The organism is Streptomyces sp. NPDC026672 (assembly GCF_040638185.1).
Classification (GTDB): Bacteria; Actinomycetota; Actinomycetes; order Streptomycetales; family Streptomycetaceae; genus Streptomyces.
Window position 1 is genome coordinate 1 of the sequence record NZ_JBEZXS010000002.1, and the last position, 18,172, is coordinate 18,172.

An 18,172-nucleotide genomic window follows, 5' to 3' on the forward strand; every position below is an offset into this window, starting at 1 on the left:
CCCTCGTACTGGATGTACTCGGGCGTTCCGACAACGCAGCGAGTGTGCGTGCCAGGCGTCGCGGGCCAGGCGGGACTTTCGAAACACGCCCTAGGTCTGAACGGCGGATCGGGGTGGTACACGGCGGGGCGGGCCACTGCGGCCCGCCCCGTTCGTCATCGCGGTACGGCCCTCAGGCCGTCCACGATCAGTTCGAGGATGCGGGCCGCCCGCGCCTCGCCGTCGTGGGCCGGGTCGATCCGCCACAGGACGCTGAGCTGGAGCAGCACGTCCTCGGGGTCGAGGCCCGTCTTCAGGGAGCCGTCGGCGGCCCCCGCCTCCAGCAGCGTGGTGATGGCGCCGACGAAGGGCGCGTACAGGGGGTCCTCGCCGGCCTGCCCGGTGGCCGCGTGGATGATCTCCGCGACACCGAACTTGAGGCGTCCGTAGTGGGCGATCTCGTCGAACCAGTGGCGCAGGGCGTCCAGCGGCGGGTGCTCGCGCAGCAGGGCGGGCGCGCGGTCGATGAGGTACTGGAGATCGGTGCGGTAGAGCTCCAGGACGAGCGCCTCGCGGGTGGGGAAGTGCCGGTAGAGCGTGCCGATGCCGACGCCCGCCTTCCTCGCGATCCCGGTGAGGGAGGCGGTGGGCGAGGCGGCGAGCTCGTCGTGGGCCACGGCGAGGATGCGCTCCCGGTTGTCGCGGGCGTCCTTCCGGGTCGGCTTCGTGGGGTGTGTCACGGGTGTCGGCCGTCCTCCGGGTGCCGGGCCGCCTGGACCCGGCGGCTCGAATTGCCAACCGGAGGGCCCTCCGGTACGTTGGGGTCATAACGGAGGGGACTCCGCTTCTCCTATTCTGGCACACCGTGCCCCACCCCTGGAGGACAGTCATGTCCGAACTCGTGCTGGTCACCGGCGGCACCGGCTACATCGGCGGCTGGAGCGTCGCCGAACTCCTGCGACGCGGTTACCGCGTACGCACGACGGTCCGCTCCGCGAGCCGTGCGCAAGCCGTCACCGACGCCGTCTCGACCGTCGTCGACCCGGCCGGACGGCTGGACTTCGCCGTCGCCGACCTCACCTCCGACGACGGCTGGGACGCGGCGCTCCAGGGCGTCGACCGCGTCCTGCACGTCGCCTCGCCGCTGGGCGCGAACTCCGAGGCCGACCTGGTCGGTCCGGCTCGCGACGGCACGCTGCGGGTGCTGCGGGCGGCGACCGCCGCCGGGGTGCGGCGTGTGGTGATGACGTCGGCCGCGAACGCCGCGAGCCCGTCGTCGTACGCCACCGAGGGCGTCACCGACGAGACGCTGTGGACCGACCCGGACGACCCGACCCTGATCCCCTACCGCCGCTCGAAGACGCTCGCGGAGCGGGCGGCCTGGGACTACATGACCGCGCAGGACGGCCCGACCGAGCTGACCACCGTGCTGCCCGGCGCCGTCTTCGGGCCCGTGCTCGACGCCGGCACCAGCGGCTCGGTCGGCATCGTCGCCCGGATGCTCATGGGCGCGATGCCCGGTGTGCCGCGCATCGGTCTGGAGGTCGTGGACGTCCGCGACCTGGTGGACGCGCACATCCGGGCGATGACCGCGCCCGCCGCCGCGGGCGAACGCTTCCTCGCCACGGGCGAGTTCCTGTGGATGGCGGACATGGCCCGCATCCTGCGCGAGGGCCTGGACGAGCGGGGGCACCTGGTGCCCACCCGGCAGATCCCCGACGTCGTCGTCCGGCTCATGGCGCGGCTGCGCGACCCCTCCCTGCGCGAGATCACCCCGGCCCTCGGCCGCCGCAACCGGCACAGCACCGAGAAGGCCGAACGGCTGCTCGGCTGGCGTCCCCGCCCGGCCCGCGAGGCGGTGCTGGACTGCGCGGAGAGCCTGCTGGCGCACGGCGCCGTCGACCCGGCCGCCCGCTGACCGCGCCGCTCACCGCCCGGCCGGCTGCGCGGGCAGGTCGTAGACGTGGGCCGGGGAGACGATCTTCGTGATGGCCTCGCCGAGCACCGTGCTCGGCTCGGCTCCCCGGTGGGAGATGTCGGTGTTGAGCAGGACGACGAGGGTGGTCTCGGCGGCCGGGAGGTAGACGGTCAGCGACTCGTAGCCGGGCAGGGACCCGTTGTGCCCGATCCAGCCCTGCACGTCGAAGATGCCGAGGCCGTAGCCCGCGCCCGGAATGGTCGTCGGCGGTGTGGTCAGCCGCTGCTTCTGGGTGGCGGGGCTGATCAGGGCGGTGCCGTCGGGCAGCCGGCCGGTGGCCACCGTGCGCGCCCACACCCGCAGGTCGTCCAGGTCGGAGATCATCGCGCCGGCCGCCCACCCCCAGGACGGGTTCCAGTCGGTCGCGTTCTCGACCTGCCCGGTGGCGGTCTGGTCGGTGTAGCCCTGCGCGTGCGGGGCCGGGAACTCGTTGCCGGTCGGGAACAGCGTGCGCTTGAGGCCCACCGGGTCCAGGACCTGGCGCCGGATGTACTCCCCGAGCGGCTGTCCGCCGACCTGTTCGACGACCAGGCCGAGCAGGATCAGGTTGGTGTTGCTGTAGTCGAACTTCTCGCCCGGCGGGAACAGCACGGGGTGCTCGAACGCGTAGCCGAGCAGTTGCCGCGGGGTGAACGGACGCTGCGGGTCGGAGGTCAGCGCCTTGAAGAAGCCGTCGTCCTCGGAGTAGTTGAACAGCCCGCTGCGCATGCCGGCCAGGTCGCGCAGGGTGATTTCGTCGCCGCCCGGCACGCCGTCGACGTACTTCCCGATCGGGTCGTCGAGGCCGACCTCGCCCTTGTCGACCAGTTCCAGCAGCGCGGTGACGGTGAACGTCTTGGTCTCGCTGCCGATGCGCATGTAGAGGTCGGGGGTCATCGCCCGCCGGGTGGTGCGGTCGGCGACACCGAAGGACTTCACGTACCGCTCGCCCGGCTTCCAGATGCCGACGGTGACCCCGGGGATGCCCGCCTCGCGCATCACGCGCCGTACGGCGTCGTCGAGTTGGCCGCGCACGGCGGGCGTGAGGTCGCGGACGGCGTCCGCGGAGGCGGAGGGCGAGGGCGACGGCTGTCCGGCGGCGACGGACGGGTCCGGGGGCGCGGGTGCCGCGGCCCCGCCCGTGGCCGGCACCGCCAGCAGCCCCGCCGCGGTGACGGCGACCAGCCCCCTGCGCAACCGTGTTGACGCGTGCGACATGGGTCCACTCCCCTGTGAGGACACGGCCCAGGGACCCGCGGACGTCGTGGCGGGCGCAGCCCGGCGGCCGGACGGCCCAGGTCTCCCCAGCATAGGAGTGCCCGCGCGGCGCCGCCTGTCGGAGGACGGCGCCCCGCGGGCACTCCTGTGTCACGGCGTCCGTGCGCCGGTCGGGTCACACGGGCCGGGGCCCGCCCGGGGTCAGGACTTCTCCTCGGGCGACGGCGCCACCGGTGCGGTGAGGTCCGCGGCCTCGGGCAGTTCCTCCGTGTCCACGCCCCGCACCTGCGACAACTCGTGCTTGAGCGCGGCCAGTTCGGCGCCGCCTGCCATGTGGTTGGTCAGCTCCTCCAGGGTGATCCCGGTGCGGGGGGCGCTGAGTTCGAGGGTGCCGAGGCGCAGCACGCTGAAGTGGTCGCCGACCATGAAGGCGTGGTGCGGGTTGTGGGTGATGAAGATGACGCCGAGGCCGCGGTCGCGGGCGGCGGCGATGTACTTCAGCACCACTCCGGACTGCTTGACGCCGAGCGCGGCGGTCGGCTCGTCCAGGATGAGGACGCGGGCGCCGAAGTAGACGGCGCGGGCGATGGCCACGCACTGGCGCTGGCCGCCGGAGAGCGTGCCGATCGGCTGCTCCAGGTCGTCCAGGACGATGCCCATGGCGCGCAGTTCGCGGTCGGCGGTCTCCTTCATCCGGGCGATGTCGAGCCGGCGCAGTGGCCAGGGGCCCTTGGTCATCTCGGAGCCGAGGAAGAAGTTCCGCCACACCGGCATCAGGGGCACGGTGGCGAGGTCCTGGTAGACGGTGGCGATGCCCTTGTCCAGGGCCTCGCGCGGGGTGCTGAAGCGCACCGGCTCGCCGTCCACGAGGAAGTCGCCCTCGGTGTGCTGGTGCAGGCCCGAGACGATCTTGATGAGGGTGGACTTGCCGGCGCCGTTGTCGCCGAGCACACAGGTCACCCGGCTCGGGCGGACCGTCAGGTCCACGCCGTGCAGGGCGCGGATGTTGCCGTAGGACTTGCCGGCGCCGCGCAGTTCGACGATCGGGGCGTCCGTGCCGGACTCGGTGTCGGTGTCGGTGTCGGGGAGGACGGCCCCGTGGGTTCCGGTCGTGTTGTCTGTCATCGGGTCACCTCCGGGTCGCCGTGCGCTGGACCCACAGATTGATCAGGACGGCGCCGAGCAGCATCACGCCGAGGAACGCCTTGAACCAGTCGGGGTTCCAGCCCGCGTAGACGATGCCCTGGTTCACCATGCCGAACATGAACGCGCCGAAGACCGGGCCGATCGCGGAGCCGTAGCCGCCGGTGAGCAGACAGCCGCCGATGACCGCCGCCGCGATGTAGATCAGCTCCTGGCCGACGCCCTCGCCGGACTGGACGGTGTTGAAGGAGAACAGCTGGTGCATGCCGACGAACCAGGCGCCGAAGCCGACGGCCATGAACAGGGTGATCTTGGTGAAGTCCACCGGGACGCCGACGGCGCGGGCGCTGTCCTTGTTGCCGCCGACGGCGAAGATCCAGTTGCCGTACTTGGTGCGCAGCAGGACCCAGGTGGCGACGGCCGCGAAGACCAGCCACCACACGACGGTGATCTTCACCTGGACGCCGCCGACGTCGAACGACGAGGCGAAGAGCGCCTTGGCCTGGTCGAAGCCGTCCATGTCGCTGATGTCGTCGGTGGCGACGTTGCCGGTGATCATCTTGGTGACGGCCAGGTTGACGCCCTGGAGGATCAGGAAGGTGCCCAGGGTGACCAGGAAGCTGGGCAGTCCGGTCCTGACGACCATCCAGCCGTTGAAGGCGCCGATCGCGAGGGACACGATCAGCGCGACGACCACGCCGACCCACACGTTCATCGTCAGCTGGTAGCTGAGCATGCTCGCGGTGAGCGCCGAGCTGATCACGGCGACGCCGGAGGAGAGGTCGAACTCGCCGCCGATCATCAGCAGGGCGACCGGCAGGGCCATGATGCCGATGGTCGACGACTGGTAGAGCACCGTGGCCATGGAGCTGCCCTGGCGGACCGCGGGGGCCGCGATCAGGAAGAACACGAACACGGCCACGGCTCCGAGGAAGACGCCCACTTCGGGGCGGGCCAGCAGCCGCAGCACCAGGGGGCGCTCGGCTGTTCGGCCGTCGGTCTCCTTGGGGCCGGGGGCCGGCGGTGTCCCCACCGCCGGCTCCGTCTGCTGGGACATGCTCATCACCGGGTGCCCTTCGCGGCGAACTGCGCGACCTGGTCGACGTTGGACTTGTCCACGAACGCCGGTCCGGTCAGCACCGGCTGCTCGCCGCCGCCGCTGTAGTTGCCGTTGTTCTTGTAGAGCCACAGGGAGTCGACCGCCAGGTAGCCCTGGAGGTACGGCTGCTGGTCCACGGCGAACTCGATGGTGCCCTTGGAGATCGCGCCCGTGAGGTCCTTGTTCAGGTCGAAGGTGGCGATCTTCGCCTTGCTGCCGGCGTCGTCCACCGACTGGACGGCGGTGAGGGCGAAGGGGGCGCCGAGGGCGACGACGTGGTCGATACCGCTGTCCTGCTTGAGCTTGGCGGTGATCGTCGACTTCACGGACGGCATGTCGGTGCCGTTCACGTACAGCGTCTCGACGGAGCCGGAGAAGGTCTTCTTCACCCCGTCGCAGCGCTGGGTCAGGCCGATGTTGCCCTGCTCCTGGATGACGCAGACGGCCTTCTTGGAGCCGACCTCGTTCAGCTTCTTGCCGAGCGCCTCGCCGGCCACGGTCTCGTCCTGGCCGAAGAACTCCATGAGGCCGAGCTTCTTCCAGTCGCTGACACCGGAGTTGAGGCCGACCACGGGGATCTTCGCGGCGGTCGCCTTGCTGACGACGTCCTTCATGGCGTCCGGCTTGGCGAGCGTGATCGCGATGCCGTCGACCTTCTGGTCGATCGCGTTCTGCACCAGGTTGGCCTGGTTGCCCGCGTTCGGGTCGGCGGAGTAGACGAGCTTGATGTTGTCCTTGGCCGCGGCGGCCTCGGCACCCTTGCGGACGATGTCCCAGAAGGTGTCGCCCGGGGCCTGGTGCGTGACCAGCGCGACCGTCATACGGGGGGTGCTCGCCTTGCCGGCGGAGGCGTCGGTCCCGCCCTCGTCGGCCTTCTTGCCGCCGGAGCCGCTCGAGCAGCCGGCGAGGGTCAGGGCCGCCGCGGCGACGACGGCCAGGACGGAGGCCAGTCTGCGGGAGCTGACGTGCGAAGAGCGGTCCATCTTTCCGGCACCTCACTGTGCTGCGGGGGAGAGGGAGAAGATCGCGGGGATCGGGCACCCGGGCCGGGAGACCCGGGGCCTTGTGCGGTGTGCGGTGTGCTGGGACGCGATCCAAGCCCCTGACACGCCTGCTGTCAATATTTTGTTAAGACATCATTTCACAATCAGGTCAGAATGTAAGTACAAACTCTTGACATGCTCGCCACCTTGGATCTACACCTGGAGGGGTCGTCGGACCGGCCCGTACCGAGCGGTCTGTCGATCTCCAAGGCCCCCTGTATATCGCACCGTTCGAACAAGTCCGAGTGAGGCCCACTCCCCCGCCCCGCAAGGCCCGCGCTCTGGAAGGAGGTTCCCGGTGGCGAGAACCGGCGACTTCTCCCGTCCTGTGACCGTCTCGGCACTCGAATCCCTGGACTTCACCCTGGACCGCACCAGCCCGGTTCCGCTCTACTACCAGCTCGCCCGGCAGCTGGAGGCCGCCATCGAACACGGCGCCCTGGCCCCCGGGAACCTGCTGGGCAACGAGATCGACCTGTCCGTGCGGCTCGGCCTGTCCCGGCCCACGGTCCGCCAGGCCATCCAGTCCCTCGTCGACAAGGGACTCCTGGTGCGCAGGCGCGGCGTCGGCACCCAGGTCGTGCACAGCCAGGTCAAGCGCCCCCTGGAACTCAGCAGCCTCTACGACGACCTGGAAGCGGCGGGACAGGGTCCGAGCACCCGGGTGCTGCGCAACGAGACGGTGCCGGCCTGCGCGGACGTCGCCGCCGCGCTCGGCGTCCCGGAGGGCAGTGAGGTCACGGTCCTGGAGCGGCTGCGCTACACGCACGGCCAGCCGGTCGCGTTCCTCCGCAACCACCTGCCCCCGGCCCTCGCCCACCTGGACACCGGGCGGCTGGAGTCGACCGGTCTCTACCGGACGATGCGCTCCGCCGGGATCACCCTGCACAGCGCCCGGCAGACCGTCGGCGCCCGCTCGGCCACCGCCGAGGAGGCGGCCCGGCTCGACGAGAAGGAGGGCGCCGCGCTGCTGACCATGCAGCGCACGGCGTACGACGACACGGGCCGGCCGGTCGAACACGGCGCCCACGTCTACCGGGCATCGCGGTACGCCTTCGACTTCCAACTCCTGGTCAGGCCCTGACCGGACCGGAGGACCGGTGATCGAGCCGGTCACGTTTCGGGCAAGACAGCGACGGGAGCTATTGACGCTGCGCGGGCATGGGGCTGTGATAACGCCCACGCTGTTCGGTCGAGTTGGTTTCTGATCGGTTTCGACGGCCTTTCGGGAGCCACTCCCGCCTTGGCCGAACCCTGCCTTCAGGAGCCCGCCATGCGCCTGTTGTCCCCCTCCGGTCTCTCCGTCCCGGCTCCCGGCCGCCGCTCCCTGCTGCGCGGTGCGCTCGGCACGGCCCTCCTCGCCGGTGCCGGCGTCCCCCTGCTGAGCGCCTGCAGCGGCGGCTCGTCCGACCCGAAGACGGTCTCCCTGGGCTCCAACGCCTCGGACGCCGTGCCGAAGACTGCGTTCGCGGAGATCTACGCGGCCTTCACCAAGCAGTCCGGCATCACGGTCGACGTGAACACGAAGGACCACAACACCTTCCAGGAGCAGATCAACTCCTACCTCCAGGGCACGCCGGACGACGTGTTCACCTGGTTCGCCGGCTACCGCATGCAGTTCTTCGCGGCGAAGAAGCTGGCCACCCCCATCGACGACGTGTGGCAGAAGATCGGGGACGGCTTCCCGGACGCGATGAAGCGGCTCAGCAAGGGCGAGGACGGCAAGTACTACTTCGTGCCGCTCTACACGTATCCGTGGGCCGTCTTCTACCGCAAGAGCCTCTTCCAGGAGCGCGGTTATCGGATCCCGGCCACCTGGGACGAGTTGGTGGCCCTGTGCAAGCGGATGAAGTCGGACGGACTGGTGCCGATCGCCTTCGGCGACAAGGACGCCTGGCCCGCCATGGGCACCTTCGACCAGATCAACTTCCGCCTCAACGGCTACGACTTCCACGTCGACCTGATGGCCGGCAAGGCGTCCTGGACCGACCCCAAGGTCAAGGCCGTCTTCGACCACTGGACCGAGATCCTGCCCTACCACCAGGAGGGCGCCGTCGGCCGCACCTGGCAGGACGCCGCGCAGTCGCTGGTGGCCAAGAAGGCCGGCATGTATCTGCTCGGCTCCTTCGTGGCCCAGCAGTTCACGGACGAGGCGGACCTGGACGACCTGGACTTCTTCGCCTTCCCGGAGATCGACCCCGCCCACGGACAGGACACCGTGGAGGCCCCCACCGACGGGTTCATGCTGAGCAAGTCCCCGAAGAACCACGCCGGTTCGGTCAAGCTCCTGCAGTACCTCGGCACCCCGGAGGCGGAGGCGGTCTACCTCAAGGCCGACTCCAGCGTGGTCGCCGCCTCCAGCAGGGCCGACACGTCCTCGTACACCGCGCTCCAGAAGAAGGCGTACACGATGATCAGCGGCGCCAAGAGCCTCACCCAGTTCATGGACCGCGACAGCAGGCCCGACTTCACCGCCACCGTGATGCAGCCGGCGCTCCAGAAGTTCGTCCGTGATCCCAAGGGCATCGACGGCCAACTCACCTCCATAGAACGCCAGAAGAAGACCATCTTCGCGTCCTCGTGAGCCGCGCGATGACCACCGACACGACCACGACGGGCCCGGAGGCGGACGCCGCGCCGCCCGCGGGCTCCCCGTCCCACGACCGGCGGCCCACGGCCGGCGGGCACAGCCTGCTCACCCGCCGCGACCGGATCACGCTCGCCCTGATGGCGGGCGTGCCGACCCTGCTGCACGTGCTCCTCGTCTGGGTCACCGCGCTCGCCTCGATCGCGCTCGCCTTCACCACCTGGGACGGCATCGGCTTCGGCTCGATCCGCTGGGTGGGCCTGGAGAACTTCCGCCAACTGTTCACCAGCAACCCGCAGTTCTGGCCCGCCGTCCAGCACAACGTCATCTGGTTCGTCGTGCTCATCCTGATCCCCACGCCGTTCGGCCTGTTCCTCGCCACCCAGCTGGACAAGCGCATCCGGTTCAGCCGGGTCTACCAGACGGCGTTCTTCCTGCCGGTGGTGATGTCCCTCGCGGTGATCGGCTTCGTCTGGCAGCTGATCTACAACCCCGACACCGGCCTGATCAACAGCGTCGTCGGGGCCAACAGACCCGGTCACTACATCGACTGGATCGGCGACCCCGACCTCAATCTGTGGGCCATCCTGGTCGCCGCGTCCTGGCGGCACACCGGCTACATGATGATCCTCTACCTGGCCGGCCTGAAGAGCGTCGACCCGACGCTGCGCGAGGCCGCCGCGCTCGACGGCGCCGACGAGTGGCGGACGTTCCGGCACGTCGTCTTCCCGACGCTGCGACCGACCAACACCATCGTCCTGGTCGTCACCGTCATCGAGGCACTGCGCGCCTTCGACCTGGTCTTCGTCTTCAACAAGGGCGCCCAGGGCACGGAGTTGCTGTCGATCCTGGTGACCAACAACATCATCGGCGAGTCCAGCCGCATCGGTTACGGGTCGGCGATCGCCGTCGTCCTGCTGGTGATCTCCCTCGCGGTGATCATCCCGTATCTGGTGGCCACCTTCCGGAAGGAGCGGCGCACATGACCACCGCCGTGGCACCCCGGCGGCGCGCCCCCGTGCGCCCGGCCCGCGTCCTGCTGCACGTCTTCCTGGCGGTCACGGCCCTCGCCTGGCTCGGCCCCCTGCTGTGGGCGGTCTACGCGGCGCTGCGCCCGTACGGCGAGACCAGCGACAAGGGCTATGTGTCCTGGCCGAGCAGACTGAGCCTGGACAACTTCACCGACGCGTTCCGGCAGTCGGACATGCTGCACTACTTCGGCAACACGCTGCTGATCGCCGTGCCGGCCGTGCTGCTGACGCTGTTCCTGTCCTCCTGCGTCGCCTTCTACGTCAGCCGCTTCGACTTCCGGATCAACCTCTCGCTGCTGCTGGTGTTCACGGCGGGCAACCTGCTGCCGCAGCAGGTGATCATCACCCCGCTGTACCGGCTGTACCTGCTGGTCGACCTGCCGGGGGTCACGGCCAGCGGGAAGCTGTACGACTCCGCGCTCGGCCTCGTCCTCATCCACGTGGCGTTCCAGTCCGGGTTCTGCGCGTTCGTGCTCAGCAACTACATGCGCTCGCTGCCGCAGGAGCTGACCGAGGCCGCGCTGGTGGACGGGGCCTCGGTGTGGCGGCTGTACTGGCAGATCACGCTGCCGCTGTGCAAGCCCGCGATGGCGGCGCTGGCGACGCTGCTGTCCATCTGGATCTACAACGACTTCTTCTGGGCGATCGTGCTGATCTCCACCGGCGAGAACATGCCGATCACCTCCGCCCTGAACAACCTCTCCGGGCAGTACTTCACCGATCCCAACCTGGTCGCGGCGGGCGCGCTGCTCACCGCGATCCCGACGCTGATCGTGTACTTCCTGCTCCAGCGTCAGTTCGTCAACGGTCTGACCCTGGGGTCGAACAAGGGGTGACGCGCGGGGCGAACGGGCCGTCCAGGGCGGCCCACTGGAGCAGCATGATGGTCTTGGCGTCGGCGATCTCGCCGGTGCGGATCATCTCCAGGGCCCGGCGGAAGGGCAGTTCGAGGATCTCGATGTCCTCGCCCTCCTCGTCGAGCCCGCCGCCCTCGTGGGTGCGGGTGGCGGTGCCGTAGGCGGCGGCGTAGAAGCTGACGCGTTCGGTGACGGAGCCCGGACTCATGTAGACGTCGAAGACGTGCCGGACGTCGCCGACGGTGTGCCCGGTCTCCTCCACCGCCTCGCGCCGCACGGCGACCTCGGGGTGCTCGTCCTCGTCGTCGAGCACCCCGCCGGGCGTCTCGACGAGCATGCCGTCGGGGTGGCCGTTGACATAGACGGGGAAGCGGAACTGCCGGGTGAGCAGCACGGTTTCCCGCTCGGTGTCGTACAGCAGCAGGGTGGCGCCGTTGCCCCGGTCGTGCGTCTCGCGGGTCTGGGTGCTCCACGTGCCGTCGGTCCGCCTGAGGTCGTAGGTGGTGGCGCGCTCCACGTACCAGTGGCTGGACAGGAGGGCGACGTCGCGGACCTTGACCCGGGGGTTGCGGTCCAGGTCGAGTCCGGTCCGGTCGAGCCCGGTGCGGCCCCGGGCGTCCGGGGTGTCGATCCCGGCGGTCATCGGACGTCCGCCGTGCGGCTGGTGTCGTACGAGGTGGTCATGGCGACCTCCCTACCCTCCTGCGGTTACCGGGGACGAACGGCACGAGAACGACGAAAGCCGCCTTCCCCAAGCGGAGAAGACGGCCGCCGACCTGCGAAGAAGCCGGTCGGGACGACAGGATTTGAACCTGCGACCCCTTGACCCCCAGTCAAGTGCGCTACCAAGCTGCGCCACGTCCCGGTGCGCTCACCCACGGTGACCCGCGTGATCGCACGCACAGCACTTTACCCCACGGGGCGGGCCACGCCGAAAGGGACGTCTGCGGGGGACAATCGGCCGTATGGGAACGAGTGGCACCTCCGCCGGCCGGCCGAGCGCCGGACGGGACCGGGACGACGCGGGCCGGGCGCGCAACGCCCGCCCCAGGGACGGGCTCGGGCGACCGCTGCCGTACGGCGCCGAGGGCGTGGCGCGACAGCCCGAGGGCGTGGTCCGCGCCCCCGGGGAGACGGTCGTGGAGGCGCAGGCGCTGCTGGACGCCGGGAAGCCGTTCCACGCGCACGAGGTGTTCGAGGACGCCTGGAAGTCCGGCCCTGACGGCGAGCGGGCGCTGTGGCGGGCCCTCGCGCAGCTGGCCGTGGGGCTGACGCACGCGGCGCGCGGCAACACGACCGGCGGGGCGCGGCTGCTGCGGCGCGGGGCGGGCGGTGTCGAGGAGTGGGCGGCGGACGCCGGTGAGCCGCGCCCCCACGGGCTGGACGTGGCCGGGCTCGCGGCGTGGGCGCGGGACCTGGCGGGCGCGGTGGCGCGGGGCGAGCGGGTGGACGCCCGGGAGGCGGCGCCCCGCCTGCGGGGACGTCCACGGGCGCCGTGGGGCCCGACGGGGCGATGAGGCAGACTCGGGGCGTGCGAAGGATTCATGTCATCGGTATCGGCGCGGGCGACCCCGACCAGCTCACCCTCCAGGCGGTCCGGGCGCTGCGGAGCACGGACGTGTTCTTCCTGCTCGACAAGGGCGAGGTCAAGGGCGACCTGACACGGCTGCGCCGGGAGATGCTCGACACGCACGTGCCGGAGGGGTCGTACCGGCTGGTCGAGGCGCGGGACCCGGAGCGGGACCGGGCGGCGGGCGGGGCGGCGTACTCGCCGGCGGTCGGGGACTGGCGCAGCGCGCGGGCCGGCATCTACGAGCGGCTGATCCGGGAGGAGCTGGGCGAGGACGAGAGCGGCGCCTTCCTGGTGTGGGGCGATCCCGCACTGTACGACAGCACGCTCGCGATCCTGGAGGAGGTGCTGGCGCGCGGCGCGGTGGACTTCGTGTACGACGTGGTGCCGGGGATCAGCAGTGTCTCGGCGCTGGCGGCTCGGCACCGCACGGGGCTGAACCGGGTGGGCCGGCCGGTGCAGATCACCACGGGGCGGCGGCTGGCCGAGGGGTTCCCCGAGGGGGTGGACGACGTGGTGGTGATGCTCGACGCCCACCAGGCGTTCCTGCGGTACGCGGACGACGACCTCGACATCTACTGGGGCGCCTACCTGGGCACCCCGGACGAGATCCTGGCCTCCGGCCCGCTCGCGGAGACGGCCCCCCTCATCGACCGCCTCCGTGCGCGGGCCCGCGAGGAGAAGGGCTGGATCATGGACACGTACCTCCTGCGCCGCCGGCCCCCGGAGGCGTAGCGGCGGGAGACCCCGGTGTCCGCGGCGGGGGCGTCGGGCGGAGCCGGGTCACGGTCCCGTGGGGCCGGGGAGCCGCGGGACGAGGTCGTCCAGCCGGGCGAGTGCCGTCGGCACGTCGGGGAGCGCGCTGATGCCGGGGGGCAGGGGCGGGCGGGTGACGAGCAGGACGGGGAGGGACAGCCGGCGGGCCGCCGTGAGTTTGGCGGCCGTCGCCTCGCCGCCGCTGTCCTTGGTGACCAGGACGTCGATGCGGTGGGCGCGCAGCAGGTCGAGCTCCCCGTCGAGGGTGAACGGGCCGCGGGCGAGGACGACTTCGGTGTCGGGGGGCAGCGGCGGCTCGGGGGGTTCCACGGACCGCACGAGGAGGTGCGTGCCGGCCGACCGGGCGAAGGCGGACAGGCCGAGGCGGCCGGTGGTGAGGAACGCCCTGCTGCCGAGCCCGGGCAGGGCCTCGGCGGCGGCGGCCAGGGAGGGCACCGGGTGCCAGTCGTCGCCGGGGCCGGGTTGCCAGCCGGGGCGGCGCAGGACGACCAGCGGGACTCCGGTGCGGGCGGCGGCGTCGGCGGCGTGGGCGGTGATGGCCGCGGCGAAGGGGTGCGTGGCGTCGACCACGGCGGCCACGTCCCGCTCGCGCAGCCAGGCGGCGAGCCCCGCGGCGCCGCCGAAGCCGCCGGTCCGCACGTCCCCGTCGAGCGCGCCGGGCCGGTCGACCCGCCCGGCGAGCGAGGTCGTGACCCGGACGCCGGGGCGGTCGGCGAGCACGGCGGCGAGGCGGCGGGCCTCGGTGGTGCCGCCGAGGATCAGGACGTGCGGGGGCATGGGGCGAGCGTACGGGGTGGCGGGCGTGCGGGGTGGTGGTACGGGGTGGGGGTCAGCGCAGCAGGAGCTGGAGGCCGCCCAGGACGGTGGCGGCGATCACCAGTTGCTCGAACAGCCGCTGGTTGATCCGGTTCACAGCCCATTTGCCGATGACCGCGCCGGGCACGACGAACACGACGAGTGCGGCGTCGAGCAGCAGCGAGCGCCCGTCGATGAGTCCGAGGCCCGCGCTGAACGGCACCTTGGACACGTTCACGATGAGGAAGAAGAAGGCCGACGTCCCCAGGAAGCCCAGCTTCCGGAAGCCCGCCGACAGCAGGTACATCGACATCACGGGCCCGCCCGCGTTGGCGACCATCGTGGTGAACCCGCCGAGCACGCCGTACGACCGCGCCTTGGCCCGCCCGGCCCGCGTGGTGACCGCGTCCGGCTCGTCCTCCCGGTCGGCCCGCCGCCGTCGCCACACGGTGACCGCGGCCATCAGCAGCAGGATCGCCCCGATCGAGGTCCGTACGACGGCGTCGTCGGCCCACACCAGGAAGAGCGTGCCGACCACCACGCCGACGGCGACCGCGGGGAACAGCCGCCACAGCGTGGGCCAGTGGGCGTGCCGCCGGTAGGTGAGGACGGCGAGCACGTCGCCCGCGATCAGCACCGGGAGCAGTACGCCCGTGGAGGCGCGGGCGGGCAGGATCGCCGCGAAGACGGCCAGGCTGACCGTGTTGGCCCCGCTGACCGCCGTCTTGGAGAAGCCGACGAGGAGCGCCGCGAAGGCGAGCGCGGCGAACTCCCAGCCGGTGATGTGCCAGAGCGTCATCGTGTTCATGCGGAAACCGATGCTAGGGCCACGCATCGTCCGTGCGTAAGGCGTGTCTCGCCTGTCGGCACCCGCCGGCCTCCCCCGGTCGTCTCGGCCCCGTCCCCTCGGCCCGTCCCCTCGGTGCCGCCCCGTACCGTCCCGTCGGTCCCGTCAGTCCCGTTCGACCAGCACCGCGCTGCCCTGCCCCACGCCCACGCACATCGTGGCGAGCCCGCGTCCGGCGCCGGTGCGGCGCATGCGGTGCAGCAGGGTGGTGAGGATGCGGGCGCCCGAGGAGCCGAGCGGATGGCCGAGGGCGATCGCGCCGCCGCTGGGGTTGACCAGCTCCGGGTCGATGCCGAGCTGGTCCACGCAGGCGAGGGCCTGGGCGGCGAACGCCTCGTTCAGCTCGGCCTCCTGGAGGTCGCCGATCCCCCAGCCGGCCCGTGCGAGCACCTTGCGGGTGGCGGGCACGGGGCCGATGCCCATGACGTCGGGGTGGACACCCGCGGAGGCGCCGGCGACGTAGCGGCCCAGGGATTCGAGGCCGAGGTCGTGCAGCGCCTCCTCGCTGACGAGCAGCAGTCCGGCCGCGCCGTCGTTCAACGGGGAGGAGTTGCCCGCGGTGACCGTGCCGCCGTCGCGGAACACCGGCCGCAGACGGGCGAGTTTCTCGTACGAGGTGTCCTCACGCACGCATTCGTCGCTGTCGACGACGACCCCGTCGGGGCGTTCCACGGGCAGGAGTTCGTCGTCGAAGTGGCCGTTCTTGCGGGCGAGGGCGGCCAGTCGGTGACTGCGCAGGGCGAACTCGTCCTGGCGCTCGCGCGGGACGCCGTACCGCTCAGCGACCTCCTCTGCGGTCTCGCCCATGGAGAGCAGGCCGTGCAGCTCCTTCATCGCGGGGTTGACCAGGCGCCAGCCGAGGCGGGTGTCGACGGTCTCGATGCGGTGCGGCAGGGCCTCGTCGGGCCGGGGCAGGACGAAGGGGGCGCGGCTCATCGACTCGGAGCCGCCCGCGATCACGACGTCGGCCTCGCCCGCGGCGATGGCGCGGGCGGCGGTGGTGACGGCTTCGAGGCCGGAGGCGCACAGCCGGTTGACGGTGGCGCCGGGGACGCTGTCCGGCAGGCCGGCGAGCAGCGCGGCCATCCGGGCGACGTTGCGGTTGTCCTCGCCCGCCTGGTTGGCGGCGCCCCAGTAGACGTCGTCGACACGGGCCGGGTCGAGGGCGGGGGCGTCGGCGACGAGGCGGCGGACCACCGTCGCGGCGAGGTCGTCGGGGCGGACGGAGGCGAGGGCTCCGCGCAGCTTGCCGATGGGGGTGCGGCGGGCGGCCGCGAAGTGGACGGGACGCACGGGTGACTCCTGACCGACGCTGAAGCCTTAATTAGCACTGCTAGTTTTAGACTATAGACCGCCACCCGGCCCTCTGGGAACCGAGGAACCTAGGAAACAAGGAAACAAGGAAACGAGGAACCGAGGAAACATGGACGCCGCTCGCACACACGTCCGCACTCACGCCCTCACCGGCACCCGGGGCCCGCTGGTGGCGTACGAGTGGCCGCACCCCGGGCCGCGCTGGACGGCCCTGGTCGCGCACGGGTACGGCGAGCACATGGGCCGTTACGCGGGTCTCGCCGAGGTCCTGACCGGGCACGGCGCGGCGGTGTTCGGTCCCGACCACACCGGGCACGGACGGTCGGGGGGCGAGCGGGTGGTGATCGAGGACTTCGAGGACGTGGTCACCGACCTGCGCACCGTCGCCGCCCTGGCCCGCGACGCCCACCCCGGGCTGCCGGTGGTCCTGTTCGGCCACTCCATGGGCGGCCTGATCGCCGCGCGCTTCGCGCAGCGGTACGGCTCCGGTCTCACCGCGCTCGTGCTCTCGGCCCCGGTGATCGGCGACTGGGAGCTGCCCGGCCGGCTGCTCGCCCTGGACGAGGTCCCGGACACTCCCGTCGGGCCGCGCGCCCTGTCCCGGGACCCGGCCGTGGGCGTCGCGTACGCGGCCGACCCGCTGGTCTGGCACGGCGGCATGAGACGGCCGACCCTGGAGGCGTTCGTGCGCACCCTGGACACCGTCGAACGGGCGGGCGGCGTCGGTCCGCTGCCGGTGCTGTGGCTGCACGGCGACGACGACCGGCTCGTCCCGCTGCCGGGGAGCCGGCCCGGGGTGCTCCGGCTGAGCGGCGGCCGGCCGGTGGCGCACGTCTATCCCGGGGCCCGGCACGAGGTGTTCCACGAGACGAACCGGGCGGAGGTCTTCGCGGACCTGACCGCCTTCCTGGACACGGTCCTGCCCGCGCGCCCTTGACCCCCGCGCGCCCTTGACCCCCGCGCGCCCTTGGCCCCCGCGCTCCCCTGGCCCGCGCTCCCCTGGCCCCGGGCGCCCCGGCCCGGATCAGTTCACCGGTATGCCCAGGTGACGGCCTATCGTGCGGAGCACACCGTTGTCGTTGTTGGACGGCGCGAGGTGCCGGGCCCGGCGGACGACCTCCGGGTGGGCGCCCGCCATGGCGAAGGACCAGTCGGCGGCGTCCAGCATCTCCAGGTCGTTGAGGTAGTCGCCGAACACCATCGTCTGCGCGGGGGTGATCCCGAGTTCGCGCTGGAGCGCGCACGGCGGTGCCCTTGTCGGAGGTGCGGTTCATCACGTCGACCCAGTGCTCGCCCGAGACGACGACCCGGTGGGTCGAGGCGAACTCCGCGAGGGCGGGCGCGGTGGTCCGCTCGGCCGTGCCGAAGTCGAAGAGGGCCACCTTGATCACGTCGTCGCCGACGGCGGTGACGTCCTCGACGACCCGGTGCTCGGCGTAGTAGTGGCGCACCTCGGCGAGGAACCGCTCGTCGGTCCGCTCGACGTAGGCGGCCCGCTTGCCGCAGACCACGGCGCCCACGTCGGTGCCGCCGGCCGCGAGCCGGCGCGCGGCCCGGACGATCCCGGCGGCGACGGCCGCGTCCAGCGGGTCGGAGCTGAGCTCGACCCCGTCGCGCACGACGTAGGTGCCGTTCTCGGCGATGAACGCCATGCCCTCGTCGGCACCGGCGAACTGCCGGGCCAGCATGGCGTACTGACGGCCGCTGGCGGGGCTGAACAGGATGCCGCGCCGGCGCAGTTCGGCCAGCATCGGCCACAGGCCGTCCGGCATCCGCTTGGCGTCGTCGAGGAGGGTGCCGTCCATGTCGGTGACCACGAGCCTGATGTCGGCGGCCTCCGCGGGGAGGGAGTCGGTGGGGAGGGGCGCGGGGGTCGCGGGCATGTCCTGCTTCCGGTCGGGGTCGGCGTTCCACGGGTATTCGGACATCAGTGTTCCGCATGCGCCGCGGGGTCC

Annotated in this window: 17 protein-coding genes, 1 tRNA gene and 1 pseudogene; 8 read left to right on the top strand and 11 right to left on the bottom strand. The window is 71.7% G+C overall.

Annotation, left to right across the window (positions count from 1 at the left end):
- Window positions 1–155: 155 nt before the first annotated feature.
- Window positions 156–719, bottom strand: coding sequence for a TetR/AcrR family transcriptional regulator (locus AB0F77_RS01700; RefSeq protein WP_361939684.1), 564 nt, complete (start codon window positions 717–719; stop codon window positions 156–158).
- Between the two features lie 149 nt (window positions 720–868).
- Between AB0F77_RS01700 and AB0F77_RS01705 the strand changes: the two genes are divergently transcribed.
- Entirely contained in the window at window positions 869–1,897 is a 1,029-nt protein-coding gene (locus tag AB0F77_RS01705; protein WP_361939687.1) for an NAD-dependent epimerase/dehydratase family protein, read from the top strand.
- Between the two features lie 9 nt (window positions 1,898–1,906).
- On the opposite strand, the gene AB0F77_RS01710 is transcribed toward AB0F77_RS01705, so the two are convergent.
- The 4 genes from AB0F77_RS01710 to AB0F77_RS01725 form a co-directional block, all read right to left on the bottom strand.
- On the bottom strand, window positions 1,907–3,154 hold the full coding sequence (locus tag AB0F77_RS01710; RefSeq protein ID WP_361939690.1) for a serine hydrolase domain-containing protein: 1,248 nt from the start codon (window positions 3,152–3,154) through the stop codon (window positions 1,907–1,909).
- A gap of 201 nt (window positions 3,155–3,355) precedes the next feature.
- Window positions 3,356–4,279, bottom strand: coding sequence for an ATP-binding cassette domain-containing protein (locus tag AB0F77_RS01715; RefSeq protein WP_361939693.1), 924 nt, complete (start codon window positions 4,277–4,279; stop codon window positions 3,356–3,358).
- A 4-nt stretch (window positions 4,280–4,283) separates the two neighbouring features.
- A complete protein-coding gene (locus tag AB0F77_RS01720; protein WP_361939696.1) occupies window positions 4,284–5,360 on the bottom strand; it encodes an ABC transporter permease in 1,077 nt (358 codons plus the stop codon).
- Window positions 5,360–6,379, bottom strand: a complete 1,020-nt coding sequence (locus AB0F77_RS01725) for a sugar ABC transporter substrate-binding protein (RefSeq protein ID WP_361939699.1) — start codon at window positions 6,377–6,379, stop codon at window positions 5,360–5,362. The genes AB0F77_RS01720 and AB0F77_RS01725 overlap by 1 nt, the downstream gene beginning before the upstream one ends.
- A gap of 358 nt (window positions 6,380–6,737) precedes the next feature.
- Here AB0F77_RS01725 and AB0F77_RS01730 point away from each other — a divergent pair, with 358 nt between their 5' ends.
- The 4 genes from AB0F77_RS01730 (at window position 6,738) to AB0F77_RS01745 (ending at window position 10,893) form a co-directional block, all read left to right on the top strand.
- Complete coding sequence (locus AB0F77_RS01730; RefSeq protein ID WP_361939702.1) at window positions 6,738–7,523, top strand: GntR family transcriptional regulator; 786 nt, start codon at window positions 6,738–6,740, stop codon at window positions 7,521–7,523.
- A 189-nt stretch (window positions 7,524–7,712) separates the two neighbouring features.
- The gene (locus AB0F77_RS01735) at window positions 7,713–9,023 is read left to right on the top strand and encodes an ABC transporter substrate-binding protein (protein ID WP_361939705.1); all 1,311 of its coding nucleotides are present in this window, start codon (window positions 7,713–7,715) and stop codon (window positions 9,021–9,023) included.
- A gap of 8 nt (window positions 9,024–9,031) precedes the next feature.
- The gene (locus tag AB0F77_RS01740) at window positions 9,032–10,012 is read left to right on the top strand and encodes a sugar ABC transporter permease (RefSeq protein ID WP_361939708.1); all 981 of its coding nucleotides are present in this window, start codon (window positions 9,032–9,034) and stop codon (window positions 10,010–10,012) included.
- On the top strand, window positions 10,009–10,893 hold the full coding sequence (locus AB0F77_RS01745) for a carbohydrate ABC transporter permease (protein WP_361939711.1): 885 nt from the start codon (window positions 10,009–10,011) through the stop codon (window positions 10,891–10,893). Before AB0F77_RS01740 ends, AB0F77_RS01745 begins: the two co-directional genes overlap by 4 nt.
- Here the strand turns inward: AB0F77_RS01745 and AB0F77_RS01750 are convergent.
- Together AB0F77_RS01750 and AB0F77_RS01755 are read right to left on the bottom strand one after the other, a co-directional pair.
- Complete coding sequence (locus AB0F77_RS01750; RefSeq protein ID WP_361939714.1) at window positions 10,859–11,557, bottom strand: NUDIX domain-containing protein; 699 nt, start codon at window positions 11,555–11,557, stop codon at window positions 10,859–10,861. The two genes, AB0F77_RS01745 and AB0F77_RS01750, sit on opposite strands and share 35 nt — an antisense overlap.
- 148 nt (window positions 11,558–11,705) lie before the next feature.
- A tRNA-Pro gene (locus tag AB0F77_RS01755) sits at window positions 11,706–11,779 on the bottom strand.
- A 100-nt stretch (window positions 11,780–11,879) separates the two neighbouring features.
- On the opposite strand from AB0F77_RS01755, the gene AB0F77_RS01760 reads away from it, so the two are divergent.
- Together AB0F77_RS01760 and cobF are read left to right on the top strand one after the other, a co-directional pair.
- The gene (locus AB0F77_RS01760) at window positions 11,880–12,431 is read left to right on the top strand and encodes a DUF309 domain-containing protein (RefSeq protein ID WP_361939717.1); all 552 of its coding nucleotides are present in this window, start codon (window positions 11,880–11,882) and stop codon (window positions 12,429–12,431) included.
- Between the two features lie 14 nt (window positions 12,432–12,445).
- Window positions 12,446–13,219 (top strand): precorrin-6A synthase (deacetylating), encoded by a 774-nt coding sequence (gene cobF, locus AB0F77_RS01765; protein WP_361939720.1) that lies wholly within the window; start codon window positions 12,446–12,448, stop codon window positions 13,217–13,219.
- Between the two features lie 48 nt (window positions 13,220–13,267).
- On the opposite strand, the gene AB0F77_RS01770 is transcribed toward cobF, so the two are convergent.
- From AB0F77_RS01770 to AB0F77_RS01780, 3 genes are all read right to left on the bottom strand, one after another.
- On the bottom strand, window positions 13,268–14,038 hold the full coding sequence (locus AB0F77_RS01770) for a cobalt-precorrin-6A reductase (protein WP_361939723.1): 771 nt from the start codon (window positions 14,036–14,038) through the stop codon (window positions 13,268–13,270).
- 52 nt (window positions 14,039–14,090) lie between these two features.
- The gene (locus AB0F77_RS01775) at window positions 14,091–14,864 is read right to left on the bottom strand and encodes a sulfite exporter TauE/SafE family protein (RefSeq protein WP_361939726.1); all 774 of its coding nucleotides are present in this window, start codon (window positions 14,862–14,864) and stop codon (window positions 14,091–14,093) included.
- A 144-nt stretch (window positions 14,865–15,008) separates the two neighbouring features.
- Window positions 15,009–16,196 carry a thiolase family protein gene (locus tag AB0F77_RS01780; protein ID WP_361939729.1) on the bottom strand — a complete coding sequence of 396 codons (1,188 nt, stop codon included), beginning with the start codon at window positions 16,194–16,196 and terminating at the stop codon, window positions 15,009–15,011.
- A gap of 130 nt (window positions 16,197–16,326) precedes the next feature.
- On the opposite strand from AB0F77_RS01780, the gene AB0F77_RS01785 reads away from it, so the two are divergent.
- Window positions 16,327–17,154: a lysophospholipase gene (locus AB0F77_RS01785; RefSeq protein WP_361939732.1), complete on the top strand. Its 828-nt coding sequence runs from the start codon at window positions 16,327–16,329 to the stop codon at window positions 17,152–17,154.
- Window positions 17,155–17,241: 87 nt separating this feature from the next.
- Here the strand turns inward: AB0F77_RS01785 and AB0F77_RS01790 are convergent.
- Window positions 17,242–18,100 (bottom strand): annotated as a pseudogene (locus tag AB0F77_RS01790) (Cof-type HAD-IIB family hydrolase).
- Window positions 18,101–18,172: the final 72 nt, after the last annotated feature.

What these genes read in the sequence shown, in the direction of transcription:
- AB0F77_RS01750 (WP_361939714.1), bottom strand. Translation starts at nt 11,557, where the DNA reads ATGACCGCCGGGATCGACACCCCGGACGCCCGGGGCCGCACCGGGCTC.
- AB0F77_RS01710 (WP_361939690.1), bottom strand. Translation starts at nt 3,154, where the DNA reads ATGTCGCACGCGTCAACACGGTTGCGCAGGGGGCTGGTCGCCGTCACC.
- AB0F77_RS01775 (WP_361939726.1), bottom strand. Translation starts at nt 14,864, where the DNA reads ATGAACACGATGACGCTCTGGCACATCACCGGCTGGGAGTTCGCCGCG.
- AB0F77_RS01725 (WP_361939699.1), bottom strand. Translation starts at nt 6,379, where the DNA reads ATGGACCGCTCTTCGCACGTCAGCTCCCGCAGACTGGCCTCCGTCCTG.
- AB0F77_RS01770 (WP_361939723.1), bottom strand. Translation starts at nt 14,038, where the DNA reads ATGCCCCCGCACGTCCTGATCCTCGGCGGCACCACCGAGGCCCGCCGC.
- AB0F77_RS01760 (WP_361939717.1), top strand. Translation starts at nt 11,880, where the DNA reads ATGGGAACGAGTGGCACCTCCGCCGGCCGGCCGAGCGCCGGACGGGAC.
- AB0F77_RS01715 (WP_361939693.1), bottom strand. Translation starts at nt 4,279, where the DNA reads ATGACAGACAACACGACCGGAACCCACGGGGCCGTCCTCCCCGACACC.
- AB0F77_RS01705 (WP_361939687.1), top strand. Translation starts at nt 869, where the DNA reads ATGTCCGAACTCGTGCTGGTCACCGGCGGCACCGGCTACATCGGCGGC.
- AB0F77_RS01745 (WP_361939711.1), top strand. Translation starts at nt 10,009, where the DNA reads ATGACCACCGCCGTGGCACCCCGGCGGCGCGCCCCCGTGCGCCCGGCC.
- AB0F77_RS01785 (WP_361939732.1), top strand. Translation starts at nt 16,327, where the DNA reads ATGGACGCCGCTCGCACACACGTCCGCACTCACGCCCTCACCGGCACC.
- AB0F77_RS01720 (WP_361939696.1), bottom strand. Translation starts at nt 5,360, where the DNA reads ATGAGCATGTCCCAGCAGACGGAGCCGGCGGTGGGGACACCGCCGGCC.
- AB0F77_RS01735 (WP_361939705.1), top strand. Translation starts at nt 7,713, where the DNA reads ATGCGCCTGTTGTCCCCCTCCGGTCTCTCCGTCCCGGCTCCCGGCCGC.
- AB0F77_RS01740 (WP_361939708.1), top strand. Translation starts at nt 9,032, where the DNA reads ATGACCACCGACACGACCACGACGGGCCCGGAGGCGGACGCCGCGCCG.